Genomic DNA, 17,204 nt, shown 5'->3' on the forward strand with positions numbered 1-17,204 from the left:
AGCGTGACGTTGGTTTGTGCGAGGGCGGGAGCGGTCCAGCCAGCGAGCGCAAGGCCGCACGCCAGCATCCCGCGAACAGCGGTGGTTCGATTCATGACGTCTCCTGAAATGTTTTTGTAGGCGGGGTCCGGTGCGGCGCGCGGTTTGAGATCGCTGGAGGCACACACCAGGCATCGTCACCGTCCCCAGGCGCATTTGTAGTCGGGGCGGCCTTAACGTGGCAAACTACAAATTCTTCGTTAGACGTTAAATTTTTCTTAACGAGAACGCATGCCACGGCGCCTCCCTCCCCTTAATGCGTTGCGCGTCTTTGAAGTCGCGGGCCGGCACCTGAGCTTCAGCCGGGCCGCCGATGAGCTTTGCGTGACGAACGCCGCCGTCAGCCACCAGATCAAGCAGCTCGAAGATCATCTGGGGAAAAAGCTCTTCGCGCGCCGCAACAACCAGCTCACGCTCACAGACGCCGGCGAGAACTACCTGCCCCGCGTGCGCGACGCGCTGCGTGCGCTGGAACAGGCCACCGATCTGTTGATGGACACCGCCGACGCGCCCCTGCGCGTGGCTGTGCCGCCAACCTTCGGCGCCAAGTGGCTGGTGCCGCGGCTGTACCGCTTCTTCAACCAACATCCGCACGTGCGCGTCGAGGTGTCGACCGCCGACGTGCAGGACCACGGCCAGTTCGATCTGTGCATCGACGACCGGCAAGTCAATGCGCCCAACCTTCGCGTCGAGTGGTTCACCTCCACCGATTTCTTCCCCGTGTGCAACGCCACGCTGCAGGCCGCCATCCGCATGCCGCAGGACCTCGCCACGCAGACGCTGCTGCACGAGCGCGGCGGACGCCATCTCGCGCACCATCCAACGTGGCGGCAATGGCTTGACGAGGTGGGTGTTCCCCACATCGACGCCACGCGCGGGCCGGCGTTTTCCGAGGCGCTGATGGCCCTGCAGGCCGCCATTGATGGCCAAGGCGTGGCGCTCGGCCAGGGCATCCTCGTCGAATACGACATCGCCGCCGGACGCCTGATGCGGCCGCTTGCGACTGAAGCCTCGCTGCGCCTGTCGTACTACCTGATCTATCCGCACCAGGCTGCCGAACACGCAGGCTTTGCCCTGTTTCGCCAATGGCTCGTCGACGAAGTTGCCCGCAGCGGTGGGCGCGCCCGCAATGAACTCGCGGCAGGCGAGGTGTTTTGATTTCTTTTTGATTGTGGTGCGGCCGGCGCTCTACACTACTCGTCCCTGGTTGCATCGCGCCGAAGAAGGAGCCCGCCATGAGCTTCCCCCGCCCCGCCAACACGCCGTGGCTCGTCCCGTACCTGACCGTGCGCGACGCCTCGGCCGCCATCGCCTTCTATCGCAACGCGTTCGGTTTCGGTGTGCAGGATGAGGTGCACGACCATGGCCGCCCGATCCACGTCGAGATGACGTACCAGGGCCAGCTCATGCTGATGTTTGCGCCCGAAGGCGCCTTCGGCTCCACCGCCAAAGCCCCGGCCGGCGCCGGCTTTGAATGCCCGCAGAGCTTCCACCTCTATTGCGACGACGTCGACACCGTGTACCAGCACGCGCTCGACCAGGGTGCCGCGTCGATCATGGCGCCGCATGATGCCTTCTGGGGCGAGCGCTACGCCGCCGTACGCGATCCCGATGGTTATCGCTGGGGCCTTGCCTGCCGCCCTGCCGCAGCCTGATCGCGCCATCGCCGGATCGCCTGACCGATTCACAACAAGGATTGCAGTAATGGGGCTTCCCCGTTTTTTCGTCGATACGCCGCTCGCCCCCAACACCACCGTCACGCTGGACGAGTCCGTCACGCGCCACATCCACGTTCTGCGCCTGGCCGCTGGCGATGACGTCTGCCTGTTCGATGGCTCCGGCCACGAATTCCGCGCGCGGCTCGACGCCATCAACAAGCGCGATGCCACTGCCAGCCTTGCCGACGCCACGCAGCCTGACACCGAAGCGCGCTACGCCATCACGCTTGCGCAAGGCATTGCCGGCGGCGACAAGATGGATTGGCTCATCGAAAAGGCCGTCGAACTGGGCATCAATGCCGTCGCGCCGCTGCAGACCGAACGCGGCGTGGTGCGACTCTCGGGCGAGCGCGCCGCCAAGCGCGTGCAGCACTGGCAGGCACTCGTGCAAGCCGCCTGCGAGCAATGCGGCCGCGCCCGCGTGCCGGTGGTCGCGCCGGTCGCCACGCTGCGCGAATGGCTTGCCGCCGCCAAGTCGACCGACACGCCGCGCGTGTTGCTGTCACCGCGCGGCACGCAGTCGCTCACGCAGTGGGCGGTGCAGTCGCGCACGCACATCGAAGGCAGCGGCATCCTCCTGCTGATCGGCCCCGAGGGTGGCCTCTCGCCCGACGAAGAAGCGCTTGCCGAGGCTGCCGGTTTCTTACCACTGACACTCGGGCGACGTATTCTGAGAACGGAATCGGCGGCGCTTGTTGCCGTCTCCGCGCTGCACGCCGTGCTCGGCGAGTTCTAAGTTCTCGCGACGAAACACTGACCGTTTGATCCCCCGGCGGGCCTTATCCCCCCCTGCCCGCCATTGACCAAAGGAGCTTCATCATGGGTCTACTCGATTCGATTCTCGGCGGCGGCAATGACGCCAGCGGCGCGCAATCGTCCTTGCTGGGCAACAAGAAAGTGCTGCTGGCCGTGGGCGTGCTGGCCTACCTGGCAATGAAGCACAGGTCGCCGGGCGCGGGCGATGCGGCCGCGCCGCAAGGGCAGGAAGATCAGGGGGGCGGGCTGTTCGGTTCGCTGGGTGGCTTGCTTGGTGCGGCAGGCGGTGCCGGCGCGCTGGGCAGTCTGCTCGGCGGTGCTGGTGGGGCCGGTGGCCTTGGCGGCCTGCTCGGCGGTTTGCTGGGCGGCGGCAATGGCAACGCGGATCAGGCCGCGGTCGGTGGCCTCGGGCCGCTGCAACAGATCCTGGAGCAAGCGGGTCTGGGCGAAGAGGTCAAATCGTGGATCGGCAATGGCCAGAACCTGCCGGTGTCGGGCGAGCAGATTACCCAGGCACTGAGCGGTACGGGCGCGCTGGAGGAAGTCTCGAAACTGGCCGCCCACTTCGGCGTCAACGAAGGCGACCTCGCGAACCAGCTCGCCGAGGGCCTGCCTGAGGCCGTCAATCACCTCACGCCGCAGGGTGCGGTGCCGGCAGCCTGAGCGTCATCTCGGCACAGTAAAAAAGCCCGCAATGCGGGCTTTTCTTGACTCGGCAATCACGCCGCGCCGTAGGCCGTTCGGCCCGCGTCGCGCAGCGCCTGCACCACATGCAGCGCCGCCGGAGACAACAACCGGTCCGTGCGCGTGATGATGCCGAAGTCGTCCATCTGACACGGTATCGCCATCGGAAGAATCGCCAGCATCCGATACGACGCGTAGTACTGCGCGACGTCGGCGCCGATCACGGCCAGCATGTCGCTCTGCTCGAGGATGCGCGTCAGGAAGAGCAGCGCGGGGGTTTCGACCACGCTGGACGGCGCTGTCAGGCTCTCCCGCTGGAACATCAAATCGAACCGGTGACGCAGCACGCTGCCGATGGGCGGCACCACCCAGGTGGCGGGCTGCACATCGGCCAAGGTCAGCGACGGTTCAGCCAGCAGCGGATGCCCCGGCCGCGCCACCGCCACCACCGGCTCGTCGGCCAGCGGCTCGTAGCGCAGGTGCAGTTTGTCGTGCTCGGCAAACAGCCTGCCGACCACTAAGTCGAGCTTGTCCTGCGCAAGGCGTTCGAGCAGCACGTTGCTGCTTTCGATTTCAAGCGACACCCGCAGCCCCGGATGCTCGCGCGTGATCTGCGCCACCACCGGCGGCAACAGCCGCACGCCGGGCGATGTGATGGTGCCCACCGCCACGTGCCCCAGGTGACCAGCCTTCAGCCCAAGCACCTCCTCCTGCGCCTGGTCCAGGCTGCCGACGACTGCGCGCGCGTGCCGGATCAGCGCATCGCCATAGCGCGTGGGCCGCATGCCGCGCGGCATGCGCTCGAACAGTTGCACATCCAGCATGGCCTCCAGCTCGCGCAGCAGCTTGGAGGCGGCGGGCTGCGTCATGTTCAGCGCGGCGGCCGCCCGGTGGATGTTGCCCTCCTCGGCCAGGGCAATCAGCAGCAGCAGTTGTCGCGTCTTCAGGCGCGCACGGACATACCAGGGGCTGTTCGACATCGGGTCTTCCTCGAGATATCAAATCGGATATCGGTCACGGCCAATATTTCATTGGAAGGATATCAGGGCGCTCCGTACACTCGGTCCGATCAAAAAACCACAACCACACCGGAGACAACGGACGTGCCGCGCGGCCTGCAAGTAGTGCCGCGCTGCCAGTCGACGCGCGCGCTTCGACAACCACGTCCGTAACACACGCACCCATGTCGGAATCGAAACCCAAGCTGCGCTCGGCCGAATGGTTCGGCACCGCCGATAAGAACGGCTTCATGTATCGAAGCTGGATGAAGAACCAGGGCATCCCCGACCACGAATTCGACGGACGCCCGATCATCGGCATCTGCAATACCTGGTCGGAACTGACGCCGTGCAACGCGCATTTCCGCAAGCTGGCCGAACACGTCAAGCGCGGCATTTACGAGGCGGGCGGCTTTCCGGTGGAGTTTCCGGTGTTCTCCAACGGCGAATCGAACCTGCGCCCCACCGCCATGCTCACGCGCAACCTCGCCGCCATGGATGTGGAAGAGGCGATTCGCGGCAACCCGATCGACGCGGTGGTGCTGCTCACGGGCTGCGACAAGACCACGCCCGCCCTGCTGATGGGCGCGGCAAGCTGCGACGTGCCGGCGATTGTCGTGACGGGCGGGCCGATGCTCAACGGCAAGCTCGACGGCAAGAACATCGGCTCGGGCACGGCGGTGTGGCAGCTGCACGAATCGCTCAAGGCCGGCGAGATCGACCTGCATCACTTCCTGTCCGCCGAGGCGGGGATGTCGCGCTCGGCCGGCACCTGCAACACGATGGGCACGGCGTCCACCATGGCCTGCATGGCAGAAGCGCTCGGCACATCGCTGCCGCACAACGCAGCCATTCCCGCAGTGGATGCGCGGCGCTACGTGCTTGCGCACATGTCAGGCATCCGCATCGTCGAGATGGCGCTGCAAGGGCTGACGCTGTCCAAGATCCTCACGCGCGCTGCATTCGAGAACGCCATCCGCGTCAACGCGGCCATTGGTGGCTCCACCAACGCTGTGATCCACCTGAAAGCCATTGCCGGGCGCATCGGCGTGCCGCTTGAGCTGGAAGATTGGTCGCGCATCGGCCGGGATACCCCCACCATCGTCGACCTGATGCCCTCGGGGCGCTTCCTGATGGAGGAGTTCTATTACGCCGGCGGCCTGCCCGCCGTGCTGCGCCGCCTTGGCGAGGCCAAGCTTCTGCCGCACCCCGATGCGCTGACCGTCAACGGCAAGACGCTGTGGGAGAACGTCAAAAACGCGCCCATCACCGACGACGAAGTCATCCGACCGCTCACCAATCCGCTGATCGACGATGGCGGCATTCGCGTGCTGCGCGGCAATCTCGCGCCGCGCGGTGCGGTGCTCAAGCCGTCGGCGGCGAGTCCGGAATTGCTGCGGCATCGCGGCCGTGCAGTCGTGTTCGAAAACCTCGAACACTACAAGGAACGCATCGTCGACGAGACCTTGGACGTGGATGCCAGCTCCGTGCTGGTGATGAAGAACTGCGGGCCGAAGGGATATCCGGGCATGGCCGAGGTGGGCAACATGGGTCTGCCCCCAAAGCTGCTGCGCCAGGGCGTGAAGGACATGGTCCGCATTTCCGACGCACGCATGAGCGGCACCGCCTACGGAACTGTCGTGCTGCACGTCGCGCCCGAAGCTGCCGCTGGCGGGCCGCTGGCCGCGGTGCAGGACGGCGACTGGATCGAACTCGACTGCGAGGCCGGCACGCTGCACCTGGACATCGACGACGCCGAACTGGCGCGCCGCATGGCGGCCTATCAGGCACCGCGCTCCCATGGTGAAGGCGGCGGCTACCAGCGCCTGTACGTCAATCACGTGCTGCAAGCCGACGAAGGCTGCGACCTTGATTTCCTGGTCGGCTGCCGTGGCGCCGCCGTGCCGCGCCACTCGCACTGAGCCGAGGAAAGACCGATGGACATCTCCCAAACCGCAGGCGCCGCTCCGACTTCGGCCGATGCATCGGAGGAGCAGCGCATCATCCGCATGCTCACGCGCAAGCTGATGCCGTTCCTCGCGCTGATCTACGTGGTGGCGTATATCGATCGCTCCGTAGTCGGCTTCGCCAAGCTGCACATGAACGCGGCAGTGGGCATCGGCGATGCTGCCTACGGGCTGGGAGCGGGCCTATTCTTCATCGGCTATTTCCTATGCGAGGTGCCGAGCAACCTGGCACTCGAGCGCTTTGGCGCACGCCGCTGGTTCGCGCGCATTCTGTTTACGTGGGGCGTCATCACCATGGCCATGGCGCTGGTCAGCGGCCCGGTCAGCTTCTACGTGCTGCGCTTCCTGCTCGGTGCGGCCGAGGCCGGCCTGTACCCGGGCATTCTGTATTTCCTGACCAAGTGGTTTCCGATGCGCCACCGTGCGCGCATCGTCGGCTTGCTGGTGCTGGCGCAGCCCGTCGCGCTCATCATCACCGGGCCGATGGCGGGGTGGCTGCTGTCGGTGCCGGGGCTCTTCGGCATGTCCAGCTGGCAGATGCTGTTCGTGGTCAGCGGCCTGCCGGCCACGCTGTTGTGCCTGCCGACGCTGCGTATCCTGCCGGAATCGCCCGCGCATGCGCGCTGGCTGCCCGCTGCAGACCGCGCGTGGATCGAACGTGAGCTGGCCGCAGACCAGGCCGCCTATGCGCTGAAATCGCACGGCAGCCCGCTCAAGGCGCTCAAGGATGTGCGGGTGCTGATGCTGGCGCTGCTGTTTCTGCCGTTTCCGCTGAGCATCTACGGCCTCTCGCTGTGGCTGCCGACGATCATCAAGCAGTTTGGCGTGAGCGATGCCGCCACCGGTTTGCTGTCGGCTGTGCCCTATCTGTTTGCCGTGCTGGGCTTGTACCTGGTGCCGCGCCATTCGGACCGCACGGGCGAGCGCTACTGGCACATCGCCATTCTGTCGGCGCTGGCCGCGCTCGGCATGGCGGCCAGCGCATGGGTTCAAACGCCCGCGCTGCAACTGGCGTGCCTCTGCCTGTTCGCGTTTTCCGCCTATGCAATCCAGGCAGTGCTGTGGACGCTGCCCGGACACTTCCTGACCGGCACGAGCGCCGCCGTGGGCATCGCGACCATCAACTCGCTGTCCAACCTGGGCGGTTACCTCGGCCCCTATGGCATGGGCATCCTCAAGAACGCCACAGGCAGCCTGTCTGCCGGTCTGTACTTCCTTGCCGCCGCGCTGGCATTTGCCGTGGTGATGACGTTCATCGTTCGCGCCGTGCTGGGCGCACGCCAGCACCTCTCCTGACACCCATTCCCGACTTCACGATTTCATGACCCGCAACAGCAAACCGCGCTACCAAGGCATCTTTCCGGTGGTGCCCACCACGTTCACGGAAACTGGCGAACTCGACCTTGCCAGCCAGAAGCGCGCCATCGATTTCATGATCGACGCCGGCTCCGATGGCCTGTGCATCCTCGCCAATTTCTCCGAGCAGTTCTCGCTGTCGGACGACGAACGCGAAGTCCTCACCCGCACCGCGCTGGAACACGTGGCGGGCCGCGTACCGGTGATCGTCACCACGTCGCACTACAGCACGCAGGTCTGCGCACAACGCAGCCGTCGCGCGCAGGACATGGGCGCCGCCATGCTGATGGTGATGCCGCCCTACCACGGCGCCACCTTCCGCGTGCCGGAAACGCAGATCTACGAATTCTTTGCGCGCGTGTCGGATGCCGTGGGCATTCCGATCATGATTCAGGATGCGCCGGCCAGCGGCACTGTGCTGTCTGCGGCATTCCTCGCGCGCGTGGCCCGCGAGATCGAGCAGGTGGCGTACTTCAAGATCGAAACGCCCGGGGCGGCGGCCAAGCTGCGCGAGCTGATCCGCCTCGGCGGCGACGCCATCGAAGGCCCCTGGGACGGCGAAGAGGCCATCACGCTGCTGGCCGATCTCGATGCCGGCGCCACCGGCAGCATGACCGGCGGCGCGTATCCCGACGGCATCCGGCCGATCATCGAGGCGCACGCCAAAGGACAACACGATCTCGCCTTCGATCTGTATCAACGCTGGCTGCCGCTCATCAATCACGAGAACCGGCAGGCCGGCATCCTGGCCGCAAAGGCGCTGATGAAGGAAGGCGGCGTGATTGCCTGCGAGGCATCGCGCCATCCGCTGCCCGCAATGCACCCGGACACGCGCCGGGGCCTGATCGACATTGCCCGGCGGCTCGACCCGCTGGTCTTGCGCTGGGGCCGATAACCATGCACGGCAACTCCACCCCTGTTTCGATCGGCATCGTCGGCGTTGGCAAAATCGCGCGTGACCAGCATCTGCCTGCGCTTGCCGCGCAGCCGGGCTTTACGCTTGCGGCCTGCGCCAGCCCGCATTCGCGCGTTGAGGGCCTGCCGCATTACACGACGCTCGAGGCCATGCTGGCAGACGAACGCGCGCTGCAGGCAGTGTCGCTGTGCACGCCGCCGCAGGTGCGGTTTGCCCAGGCCCGGGCGGCACTCGCCGCCGGCAAGCACGTCATGCTGGAGAAGCCTCCCGGCGCCAGCGTGTCGGAAGTGGCGATCCTCGCTGATCTGGCGCGGCAGAACCGCCGCACCTTGTTCGCCTCCTGGCATTCACGCCACGCGCCCGGTGTCGAGGCCGCTCGGGAGTGGCTGGCAAGCCGCGCCATCGTCTCGGTCGACGTGCAATGGAAAGAAGACGTGCGCCGCTGGCACCCGAACCAGGCATGGATTTGGGAACCCGGCGGCCTGGGCGTCTTCGACCCGGGCATCAACGCGCTGTCGATCCTGACCCGCGTACTGCCTCATGCGTTCTTTCTGACGTCCGCCGACCTGTGGGTGCCCGCCAATCAGCAGACGCCGATTGCAGCACACCTCGCATTCACCGATGAACGCGGCACGGCCATCGCGGCGGAATTCGACTGGCGCCATGACGCGGGCGAGCTATGGCAGATCGACGTGACCACGCGCGACGGCACCCTGCGGCTCGCCCAAGGCGGCAAGCAATTGACCATCGACGGCGCTGAGATCGACGTCGGCCCTGAACGCGAATACCCGAGCCTGTACACACGCTTTCTCGAACTGATCGCCAGTGGTGAAAGCGATGTGGATGTCCGCCCGCTTCAGCATGTCGCCGATGCCATGCTGCTCGGCCGCCGCCATCTGATCGATCCGTTCGTGCCGTGATGCACGGCCGACTTACGTAGTGCCATAAGAGCCATTCCAACGAGGAGACAACCATGCAACGCAAACTTCGCCGGCTGACCCTGTCCGCCCTGGCAGCCGCCCTTTGCCTGGCGCCGCTGGCCGCCAGCCTGCCCGCCCACGCCGACGAGCCGCTCAAGATCGGCTTCCTGGTCAAGATGCCGGAGCAGGCGTGGTTCATCAACGAGCAGAAAGCCGCCACCGAACTTGGCAAGAAGAACGGTTTTTCGGTGGTGAACATCGGTACGCCCGATGGTGAAAAGGTGCTGGCCGCCATCGACAACCTGGGCGCGCAAGGTGCCAAGGGCTTCGTCATCTGCGCACCGGACGTGCGCCTCGGGCCGGCCATCTCCGCACGCGCCAAGCACTACAACATGAAGTTCGTCACGGTGGACGATCAGCTCGTCGACTCGTCCGGCAAGCCGCTGGCCAACGTGCCGCACCTCGGCATGTCGGCCTTCAAGATCGGCAACCAGGTCGGCCAGGCCATCTCCGACGAGATGAAGCGCCGCGGCTGGAAGCCCGAGGAAGTGGGGGCGCTGCGCATCACCAACTACGAACTGCCGACCGCCAAGCTGCGCACCGACGGCGCCACGCAGACGCTGCTGGCCGGCGGCTTCAAGAAAGAGAACATCTTCGACGCGCCGCAAAAGACGACCGACGACGCTGGCGGCTTCAATGCGGCATCGCCGGTGCTGGCGCAGCATGCCAACATCAAGAAGTGGGTGATCTTCGCGCTCAATGAAGAGAGCGTGCTGGGCGGCGTGCGCGCCACCGAGCAACTGCACATCCCGGCAGCCGATGTGATCGGCGTCGGCATCAACGGTGCCGGCGAGGCGTTTGCCGAATTCCAGAAGAAGGAGCAGACGGGCTTCTTCGGCACGATTGCCGTCAGTTCGACCAACCACGGCAAGGACAGCGCTGCAAACCTCGTCGACTGGATCAAGACGGGCAAGCAACCGCCGGCCGATACGCAGACCACCGGCAAGCTGATGGTGCGCAGCAACTGGCAAGAAGTGCGCAAGGAACTGGGCATTTGAGAACCGGCTCACGATCCCACTGCGCGGCTCGCAGTTGACCTTGCGATGCTCGCCGTACCCATGTACGACTGCGCTTCTCAGGCCAGCCTCGGGCCGCTCGCTACGGATCGTGAACCGGTTCAGCGCCAAGGCCAGCGAAAAAAAGGCAATCGATGACAGTCCAATCACTTGAAGAGAGCGGCCCGCCGAACGCTTCCGCTGGCGCGTATCTGAAGCTCGACGGCATCACCGTGCGCTTTCCTGGCGTGCTCGCGCTCGACCACGTCTCGCTCGACATCCGCCGCGGCGAGGTGCACGGCCTGATGGGCGAAAACGGCGCGGGCAAGTCGACGCTGCTCAAGGTGCTGTCGGGCGTCAACCAGCCGGAGAACGGCACGCTGTCGCTCGACGGCGTGCCGCAGCAGTTCACGAACACGCGTGCAGCCATTGCGGCGGGCATCGCGATCATCTATCAGGAACTGCACCTCGTACCTGAACTGACGGTGGCGGAAAACCTGATGCTCGGTGCGCTGCCCAACCGCTTTGGCGTGCTCGACGAGAAGACGCTGATCGCCCGCGCGCTGCGCGAGCTCGAACGGCTGGGCGAGAAGCTCGATCCGGCGCAGCCCGTCAAGCATCTGTCGATCGGCCAGCGCCAGATGATCGAGATCGGCAAGGCGCTGATGCGCGACGCACGCGTGATCGCCTTTGACGAACCCACGAGTTCGCTCTCCTCGCGCGAGACGACGCAGTTGTTCCGCATCATTCGCGCGCTCAAGGCCGAGGGCCGCGCAGTCATCTACGTCACGCATCGCATGGAAGAGGTGTACGAACTGTGCGATCGCGTGACCGTGTTCCGCGACGGCCGGCACATCGACACGTTCAACGCCGGCGCGAACCTCGATCGCGAACGGCTCATCCGCTGCATGGTCGGCCGCTCGATCCAGGACGTGTACGGCTACAAGCCGCGCCCGCTCGGCGGCGTGAAGGTCGACGTGCGCGGACTGATGGGGCCCGGCTTGAGCGAACCCGCATCGTTCCGGGCGCATGCAGGCGAAATCGTCGGCTTCTTCGGGCTGGTGGGCGCAGGGCGCTCCGAGCTGATGAAGCTGCTCTACGGCGCGGTCAAACCCACAGCAGGCGAGATTCGCCTGAACGGCAAGCGCGTCCAGTTCAACTCGCCGCGCGATGCGGTCCGCGCGGGTGTCGCGCTCTGCCCGGAAGACCGCAAGCAGGAAGGCATCGTCGCCATCGCTTCGGTCTCGGACAACCTGAACATCAGTTGCCGGCGCCACTTCAGCCGCTTCAGCGTGCTCAACAACCGGCAGGAAGCGCGGACCACCCAGTCGTTCATCGACAAGCTCGCCATCAAGACGCGCAACGGCGAAACGCCCATCGGCAAGCTGTCGGGCGGCAATCAGCAGAAGGTGATTCTCTCGCGCTGGCTGGCCGAGGACATCGACGTCTTCCTGATGGACGAGCCCACGCGCGGCATCGACGTCGGCGCCCGCAGCGAAATCTACAGCCTGCTCTACGGCCTTGCCGAGGCGGGGCGCACCGTCATCGTCGTGTCGAGCGACCTGGCGGAAGTCATCGGCGTGGCCGACCGCGTGCTCGTGATGAAGCAAGGCCGCATCGTCGGCGATCTGCCCAGAGAGCACGCCTCGCCCGACACCCTCATCAAACTCGCGCTGCCACGCTAGCGCGAATCACGCCTCATGGAAACCGACCCTATGCAAACGCCATCCACCGAATCCGTGCCGGGCGGCCCGCCGTTAGCCGCCTCCGGCATTCCAAGCCGCGCCGCCCTCACGTGGGAGCTGGTCAACCGATCGGGCATCGTCGTGGTGTTCCTCCTGCTGTTCACCGCGCTGGCGTTCACGGTGCCGGGCTTCGTCAGCAGTCGCAACATCCAGGGCCTGCTGCTCTCCGTCACCCTGATCGGCTCCATTTCCGTCACGATGATGTTCGTCCTCGCACTCGGCGAGGTGGACTTGTCCGTCGCCTCCATCGTCGCCTTCGCGGGCGTGGTGGCATCGACGCTCATCACCGCAACGCACAGCGTGGCGCTTGGTGTCGGAGCCGGCGTGCTGGCAGGCGGCCTGGTCGGGCTCGTCAACGGCGTGCTGGTGGCGCGCTACCAGATCAACTCGCTGATCGTCACGCTGGCCATGATGGAAGTCGTGCGCGGCCTCGCCTTCATCACCTCCAACGGCGACGCGGTCATGATTTCCGAAGAGAGCTTCTTCGACCTGGGCGGCGGATCCTTCCTCGGTATTTCATACCCGATCTGGAGCAACATCGTTGGTTTCGCACTGTTCGGCTTCCTGCTCAAGAAGACGGTGTTCGGTAAGAACGTCCTTGCCGTCGGCGGCAATGAAGAAGCCGCGCTGCTTGCCGGCCTGCCTGTCACACGCATCAAGATCGCCGTGTTCGTCCTGCAGGGCCTGGTGACGGGCTTTGCCGGCGTGATGCTGGCCTCGCGCATGAGTCTGGGCGATCCGAAAACGTCCGTCGGGCTTGAGCTGGGCGTGATCTCGGCCTGCGTGCTGGGCGGAGTGTCGCTCACGGGCGGGGTCGCAACCGTGTCCGGCGTGCTGGTCGGCGTTCTGATCATGGGGTCGGTGCAGAACGCAATGAGCCTGATGAACGTGCCGACGTTCTATCAGTACCTGATCCGCGGCGGCATTCTGCTGCTGGCGGTGTGGTTTGATCGGATTCGCCGCAACAAGCGGGCAAGCTGACACGCCACTCGGCTTTTACACGGCAACAAAAAAGCCCGCATGTGCGGGCTTTTCCATTCCAATGCCGATGATCGATGATCGGCGCCGGAGCACCTTCAAGCGAACGAATAGAACACGCGGAACTGAACCTTGCGCTCGGCCCAGAATTCGGCTGCGTCGCGGAAGACGTCCAACAGCACTTCACGCGCTTCCTTATCGAACTTGGGCTGGCACGGCAGACCCTCAAGCACGATCACAAAACCCGGTTGCGGGCCGGCCTTGTAGATCATGTCGGTCAGGCAGTCGGCCAAGGCATCGAAGTTCTTGCCGAAATGCTTCGGGAACAGAAACTCGCGCGCAATCACGTCGAGCACTTCACTCTTGGTCGTCGCCGCCGCGCAGTTGGCGTACAGGAAATGCTGGCCAAGGCTGGCCGCCGACTCGGCCAGATCCGCCACGCGGAACGCGCGGATCGACTGCACGATATTCGGACGCACCGTCTTGAACAGGTTCATGGCGTCTTCGCGACCTCCGTCGTCGTCCGTCTGAGTGTTGTCCTGCGTCATGATGTTCTGCGGTGCGCTTTGAGGCAACTTGGCCGCCCCCCCGACGCGTGCGCCCAGGGCTTGCATCCCGACCACACCGTCGTACAGATTTTGCGCCTTGTGCCACGCCTCGCGGGCCACGCGCTCATCGCGTGCGGTGAGCGAGTCGTCCAGCCCAAACATGTTGGTCGTCATCGCTGTATCCGTTGAAAACTGTTGTAGTGATCTTCCGTGTAGTAGCAGTCGTTGGCCGCTTGCTGATCGCCGCCGCAGATGATGCGTCGGGCGCCACGGTTGCGAGCCCCTCGCGTCTTCACGGTGTACTCGTGGTAATAGCCACGCCGTTGCGCAGGCAAACGCCGTTCATAGTTGCCGAACGTGGTGCCATCTTTCGCATAGGGGAACGGACCGCCCTGCTCGATCAGTGCCAGCGTGCGCTGCGCCTCATTGGGCAGGTCTGCCGCACGAATGGTTCCCACGGCGGCAGCCATGCCGGATGTGTCCCGAGCGACTGCATTGGCCGGCAAACCGGCCGCCACCGACAACGCAAGCGTTGCCGCCAGCGCGCCACGCGCCATCGCCTGAGATACGGAGCGGCCGATCCACGCCCCAAGTCGCTTTGTCATCAGCAGGCCCTAACGGGAGAATCGCGCCAGCCGGAGCCCGGCGCAGGTCACAAGCGCAGGTGGCCGCCCAATAGTGATCCGGACAGCCGGTTTGCAGCTGAAAGCGAAGCGGCTCAATGCGTGAGAGGCCTGGCAGGGAATGACAAGTCGGGCGACTGCCGAAGACTTGGGGAATCCTTCCGCCTGCAAAAACCTACCCATTGCGCGCACCAAATAAGGCAAACCGGCTAGACGTGTGTACGGAAAACCGCTTTTTCGAACCGTCTGGCCCTGTTCGGACCTCATGTGCTCAGAAGCACCCCTTCAGCCCGTAAGGGTACGCTCATCGATGGCAACAATCAACCGATGGTAAAAGTCTGAAGGGTTTTTCCACATCAGTATTGAGTTCTTTCGAATGTAAGCGCACGCACACTTACAGAGCAAAAAAAAGGAGCGCAGCATCGTGCGCTCCCTTTTTCTGGTGCAGTGGCGATCAGCGTTGCGCCTGTGCAGCAGCATCCACCACGGTCAGGGCCGTCATGTTGAGGATGCGTCGCACCGTAGCCGACGGCGTGAGGATATGCACCGGCTTCTTCGCGCCCAGCAGGATCGGGCCGATGGCGATGTTGTTGCCAGCCGCCGTCTTCAGCAGGTTGTAGGCGATGTTGGCAGCGTCGATGTTGGGCATGACCAACAGGTTCGCTTCGCCCTTCAGGGTCGAATCGGGCACCAGCGAGTCGCGGAGCTTTTCGTCGAGCGCCGCATCACCGTGCATCTCGCCATCCACCTCCAGGGTCGGCGCACGTTCGCGCAGAATGGCCAAAGTTTCACGCATCTTGACGGCGGAAGGCGCTTCCGAGGAGCCGAAGTTGGAGTGCGACATCAGCGCAACTTTCGGCTTGATGCCAAAGCGGCACAGTTCCTCGGCAGCCATGATGGTGATCTCGGCGAGCTGCTCCGCAGTCGGATCGACGTTGACGTGTGTGTCCGTGAGGAAGATCTGGCGCCCGGGCAGAACCAGGCCGTTCATGGCGGCGTACACGCAGTTCGTGCCGCCAATGACCTGGTCGATATAGCGCAGGTGGGCGGCGGTGTTGCTGACCGTGCCGCAAATCATGCCGTCGGCTTCGCCCTTGTGGATCATGACAGCGCCGATCAGCGTCGAACGGCGGCGCAATTCGAGCTTCGCGTATTGCGGCGTCACGCCCTTGCGCGCCATCAGCTTGTAGTACGTCTCCCAGTAGTCGCGGAAGCGCTGGTCGTGTTCAGGGTTCACCACGGTGAAATCCACGCCCTCGCGCAGGCGCAGGCCGAAACGCTCGATGCGATGGGCGATCACGCTCGGGCGGCCGATCAGGATCGGGCTGGCGAGCTTTTCGTCCACGACGATCTGCACGGCACGGAGGACGCGCTCTTCTTCACCCTCGGCAAAGACGATGCGCTTGTTCTCCATCGGCACCTTGCGGGCGGCCGAGAAGATCGGCTTCATCAGCGTGCCGGAGTGGTAGACGAACTGCTGCAGATGCTGGCGGTAGGCGTCCATGTCTTCGATCGGACGCTGCGCCACGCCCGAGAGCATGGCCGCTTGCGCCACGGCCGGCGCGATCTTGACGATCAGGCGCGGGTCGAAGGGCTTCGGAATCAGGTATTCGGGGCCGAACGACAGATCCTGGATGCCGTAGGCGGAAGCCACGATGTCGCTTTGCTCCTGGCGGGCCAGTTCTGCCACCGCGTGCACGGCGGCAACTTCCATCTCACGCGTGATGGTGGTCGCGCCCACGTCCAGCGCCCCGCGGAAGATGAACGGGAAGCACAGGACGTTGTTGACCTGGTTCGGGTAGTCCGTGCGGCCGGTGCCCATGATGACGTCGGGGCGCACTTCCTTGGCCAGCTCCGGCAGGATTTCCGGGTTCGGGTTGGCCAGCGCGAAGATGATCGGCTTGTCGGCCATGCGCTTGACCATGTCCTGCTTAAGCACGCCGGCGGCGGACAGCCCCAGGAAAATGTCGGCGCCGTCGATGACTTCGGCCAGCGTACGCAGATCGGTCTTCTGTGCGAAGTGCGCCTTGTCCGGATCCATCAGTTCGGTACGGCCTTCGTAGACAACGCCCGCCAGGTCCGTCACCCAGATGTTTTCGCGCGGCAGGCCCAGATCGACCAGCAGGTCGAGGCAGGCCAGCGCCGCAGCGCCCGCGCCCGATGCCACCAGCTTGACCTTCTTGATGTCCTTGCCGACGACCTTCAGTGCGTTTGTGATGCCTGCGCCCACGACGATGGCGGTGCCGTGCTGGTCATCGTGGAAGACGGGAATCTTCATGCGCTTGCGCAGTTCGCGCTCGACGAAGAAGCACTCCGGCGCCTTGATGTCTTCCAGGTTGATGCCGCCGAAGGTCGGCTCCAGCGAGGCGATGATATCGACCAGCTTCTGGGGGTCTTTTTCGTTGATCTCGATGTCAAACACATCGATACCGGCAAATTTCTTGAAGAGGCCTGCCTTGCCTTCCATGACCGGCTTCGAGGCTTCCGGGCCGATGTCGCCAAGGCCGAGCACCGCCGTGCCGTTGGTCACCACGCCGACGAGGTTGCCGCGTGCGGTGTAGCGGAACGAGTTCGCAACGTCTTCGACGATCTCTTCGCAGGCGGCGGCAACGCCGGGCGAATACGCCAGGGCCAAGTCGCGCTGGTTCGACAGCGGCTTGGTCGGCGTGACGGAAATCTTGCCCGGGGTCGGAAACTCGTGGTACTCCAGCGCGGCCTTGCGCAAGGCGGCGCGCTGCTGCGCCTTGAGTTCTTCATCCGTGCGGGCGGGCTGCTGAGGCTGGGAATCCACCGTGGTCATGGGTCTCTCGTATCGGGTGGCCAGCGCGCACGCCGGCCGTCGCATCTAGCGGGCCACCGGGATACCCTCACGAGCGCCACGGGAATACGGTCCGCCTCCTT

At 64.9% G+C, this 17,204-nt stretch carries 15 protein-coding genes; 11 read left to right on the forward strand and 4 right to left on the reverse strand.

Annotated elements, in window-relative coordinates:
• Positions 1-270: 270 nt before the first annotated feature.
• The 4 genes from gcvA (at position 271) to FUT88_RS08245 (ending at position 3,176) form a co-directional block, all read left to right on the forward strand.
• A complete protein-coding gene (gene gcvA, locus FUT88_RS08230) occupies positions 271-1,197 on the forward strand; it encodes a transcriptional regulator GcvA (RefSeq protein ID WP_147214555.1) in 927 nt (308 codons plus the stop codon).
• 77 nt (positions 1,198-1,274) lie between these two features.
• Positions 1,275-1,694, forward strand: coding sequence for a VOC family protein (locus FUT88_RS08235; RefSeq protein ID WP_092972427.1), 420 nt, complete (start codon positions 1,275-1,277; stop codon positions 1,692-1,694).
• A 49-nt stretch (positions 1,695-1,743) separates the two neighbouring features.
• Complete coding sequence (locus FUT88_RS08240; protein ID WP_147214556.1) at positions 1,744-2,493, forward strand: 16S rRNA (uracil(1498)-N(3))-methyltransferase; 750 nt, start codon at positions 1,744-1,746, stop codon at positions 2,491-2,493.
• Between the two features lie 83 nt (positions 2,494-2,576).
• On the forward strand, positions 2,577-3,176 hold the full coding sequence (locus FUT88_RS08245) for a YidB family protein (protein ID WP_147214557.1): 600 nt from the start codon (positions 2,577-2,579) through the stop codon (positions 3,174-3,176).
• A 56-nt stretch (positions 3,177-3,232) separates the two neighbouring features.
• Here FUT88_RS08245 and FUT88_RS08250 read toward each other — a convergent pair whose 3' ends face one another.
• Positions 3,233-4,177: a LysR family transcriptional regulator gene (locus FUT88_RS08250; protein ID WP_147214558.1), complete on the reverse strand. Its 945-nt coding sequence runs from the start codon at positions 4,175-4,177 to the stop codon at positions 3,233-3,235.
• A gap of 203 nt (positions 4,178-4,380) precedes the next feature.
• Between FUT88_RS08250 and FUT88_RS08255 the strand changes: the two genes are divergently transcribed.
• The 7 genes from FUT88_RS08255 (at position 4,381) to araH (ending at position 13,135) form a co-directional block, all read left to right on the forward strand.
• The gene (locus FUT88_RS08255) at positions 4,381-6,117 is read left to right on the forward strand and encodes an IlvD/Edd family dehydratase (RefSeq protein WP_147214559.1); all 1,737 of its coding nucleotides are present in this window, start codon (positions 4,381-4,383) and stop codon (positions 6,115-6,117) included.
• A 15-nt stretch (positions 6,118-6,132) separates the two neighbouring features.
• Positions 6,133-7,458 (forward strand): MFS transporter, encoded by a 1,326-nt coding sequence (locus FUT88_RS08260; protein ID WP_147214560.1) that lies wholly within the window; start codon positions 6,133-6,135, stop codon positions 7,456-7,458.
• Between the two features lie 25 nt (positions 7,459-7,483).
• Positions 7,484-8,413 carry a dihydrodipicolinate synthase family protein gene (locus FUT88_RS08265; protein ID WP_147214561.1) on the forward strand — a complete coding sequence of 310 codons (930 nt, stop codon included), beginning with the start codon at positions 7,484-7,486 and terminating at the stop codon, positions 8,411-8,413.
• 2 nt (positions 8,414-8,415) lie between these two features.
• The gene (locus tag FUT88_RS08270) at positions 8,416-9,354 is read left to right on the forward strand and encodes a Gfo/Idh/MocA family protein (RefSeq protein WP_147214562.1); all 939 of its coding nucleotides are present in this window, start codon (positions 8,416-8,418) and stop codon (positions 9,352-9,354) included.
• A 53-nt stretch (positions 9,355-9,407) separates the two neighbouring features.
• On the forward strand, positions 9,408-10,412 hold the full coding sequence (locus FUT88_RS08275; RefSeq protein WP_147214563.1) for an arabinose ABC transporter substrate-binding protein: 1,005 nt from the start codon (positions 9,408-9,410) through the stop codon (positions 10,410-10,412).
• Positions 10,413-10,564: 152 nt separating this feature from the next.
• Positions 10,565-12,094, forward strand: coding sequence for an L-arabinose ABC transporter ATP-binding protein AraG (gene araG / locus FUT88_RS08280; RefSeq protein WP_147214564.1), 1,530 nt, complete (start codon positions 10,565-10,567; stop codon positions 12,092-12,094).
• 30 nt (positions 12,095-12,124) lie between these two features.
• Positions 12,125-13,135: an L-arabinose ABC transporter permease AraH gene (gene araH, locus FUT88_RS08285; RefSeq protein WP_147214591.1), complete on the forward strand. Its 1,011-nt coding sequence runs from the start codon at positions 12,125-12,127 to the stop codon at positions 13,133-13,135.
• A 95-nt stretch (positions 13,136-13,230) separates the two neighbouring features.
• Here araH and FUT88_RS08290 read toward each other — a convergent pair whose 3' ends face one another.
• From FUT88_RS08290 to FUT88_RS08300, 3 genes are all read right to left on the reverse strand, one after another.
• Positions 13,231-13,854, reverse strand: coding sequence for a barstar family protein (locus tag FUT88_RS08290; RefSeq protein WP_009241534.1), 624 nt, complete (start codon positions 13,852-13,854; stop codon positions 13,231-13,233).
• Entirely contained in the window at positions 13,851-14,285 is a 435-nt protein-coding gene (locus tag FUT88_RS08295) for a ribonuclease (RefSeq protein WP_147214565.1), read from the reverse strand. Before FUT88_RS08295 ends, FUT88_RS08290 begins: the two co-directional genes overlap by 4 nt.
• Before the next feature lie 472 nt (positions 14,286-14,757).
• Positions 14,758-17,103, reverse strand: a complete 2,346-nt coding sequence (locus tag FUT88_RS08300) for an NADP-dependent malic enzyme (RefSeq protein ID WP_147214566.1) — start codon at positions 17,101-17,103, stop codon at positions 14,758-14,760.
• Positions 17,104-17,204: the final 101 nt, after the last annotated feature.

The organism is Ralstonia sp. TCR112 (assembly GCF_007997035.1).
Classification (GTDB): Bacteria; Pseudomonadota; Gammaproteobacteria; order Burkholderiales; family Burkholderiaceae; genus Ralstonia; species Ralstonia edaphi.

Bases quoted from the DNA above. Each gene is read 5' to 3' on its own strand.
- FUT88_RS08245 (WP_147214557.1), top strand. From the start codon at position 2,577: ATGGGTCTACTCGATTCGATTCTCGGCGGCGGCAATGACGCCAGCGGC.
- FUT88_RS08295 (WP_147214565.1), bottom strand. From the start codon at position 14,285: ATGACAAAGCGACTTGGGGCGTGGATCGGCCGCTCCGTATCTCAGGCG.
- FUT88_RS08270 (WP_147214562.1), top strand. From the start codon at position 8,416: ATGCACGGCAACTCCACCCCTGTTTCGATCGGCATCGTCGGCGTTGGC.
- FUT88_RS08240 (WP_147214556.1), top strand. From the start codon at position 1,744: ATGGGGCTTCCCCGTTTTTTCGTCGATACGCCGCTCGCCCCCAACACC.
- FUT88_RS08275 (WP_147214563.1), top strand. From the start codon at position 9,408: ATGCAACGCAAACTTCGCCGGCTGACCCTGTCCGCCCTGGCAGCCGCC.
- FUT88_RS08250 (WP_147214558.1), bottom strand. From the start codon at position 4,177: ATGTCGAACAGCCCCTGGTATGTCCGTGCGCGCCTGAAGACGCGACAA.
- gcvA (WP_147214555.1), top strand. From the start codon at position 271: ATGCCACGGCGCCTCCCTCCCCTTAATGCGTTGCGCGTCTTTGAAGTC.
- FUT88_RS08260 (WP_147214560.1), top strand. From the start codon at position 6,133: ATGGACATCTCCCAAACCGCAGGCGCCGCTCCGACTTCGGCCGATGCA.
- FUT88_RS08300 (WP_147214566.1), bottom strand. From the start codon at position 17,103: ATGACCACGGTGGATTCCCAGCCTCAGCAGCCCGCCCGCACGGATGAA.
- FUT88_RS08235 (WP_092972427.1), top strand. From the start codon at position 1,275: ATGAGCTTCCCCCGCCCCGCCAACACGCCGTGGCTCGTCCCGTACCTG.
- araG (WP_147214564.1), top strand. From the start codon at position 10,565: ATGACAGTCCAATCACTTGAAGAGAGCGGCCCGCCGAACGCTTCCGCT.
- FUT88_RS08290 (WP_009241534.1), bottom strand. From the start codon at position 13,854: ATGACGACCAACATGTTTGGGCTGGACGACTCGCTCACCGCACGCGAT.
- FUT88_RS08265 (WP_147214561.1), top strand. From the start codon at position 7,484: ATGACCCGCAACAGCAAACCGCGCTACCAAGGCATCTTTCCGGTGGTG.
- araH (WP_147214591.1), top strand. From the start codon at position 12,125: ATGCAAACGCCATCCACCGAATCCGTGCCGGGCGGCCCGCCGTTAGCC.
- FUT88_RS08255 (WP_147214559.1), top strand. From the start codon at position 4,381: ATGTCGGAATCGAAACCCAAGCTGCGCTCGGCCGAATGGTTCGGCACC.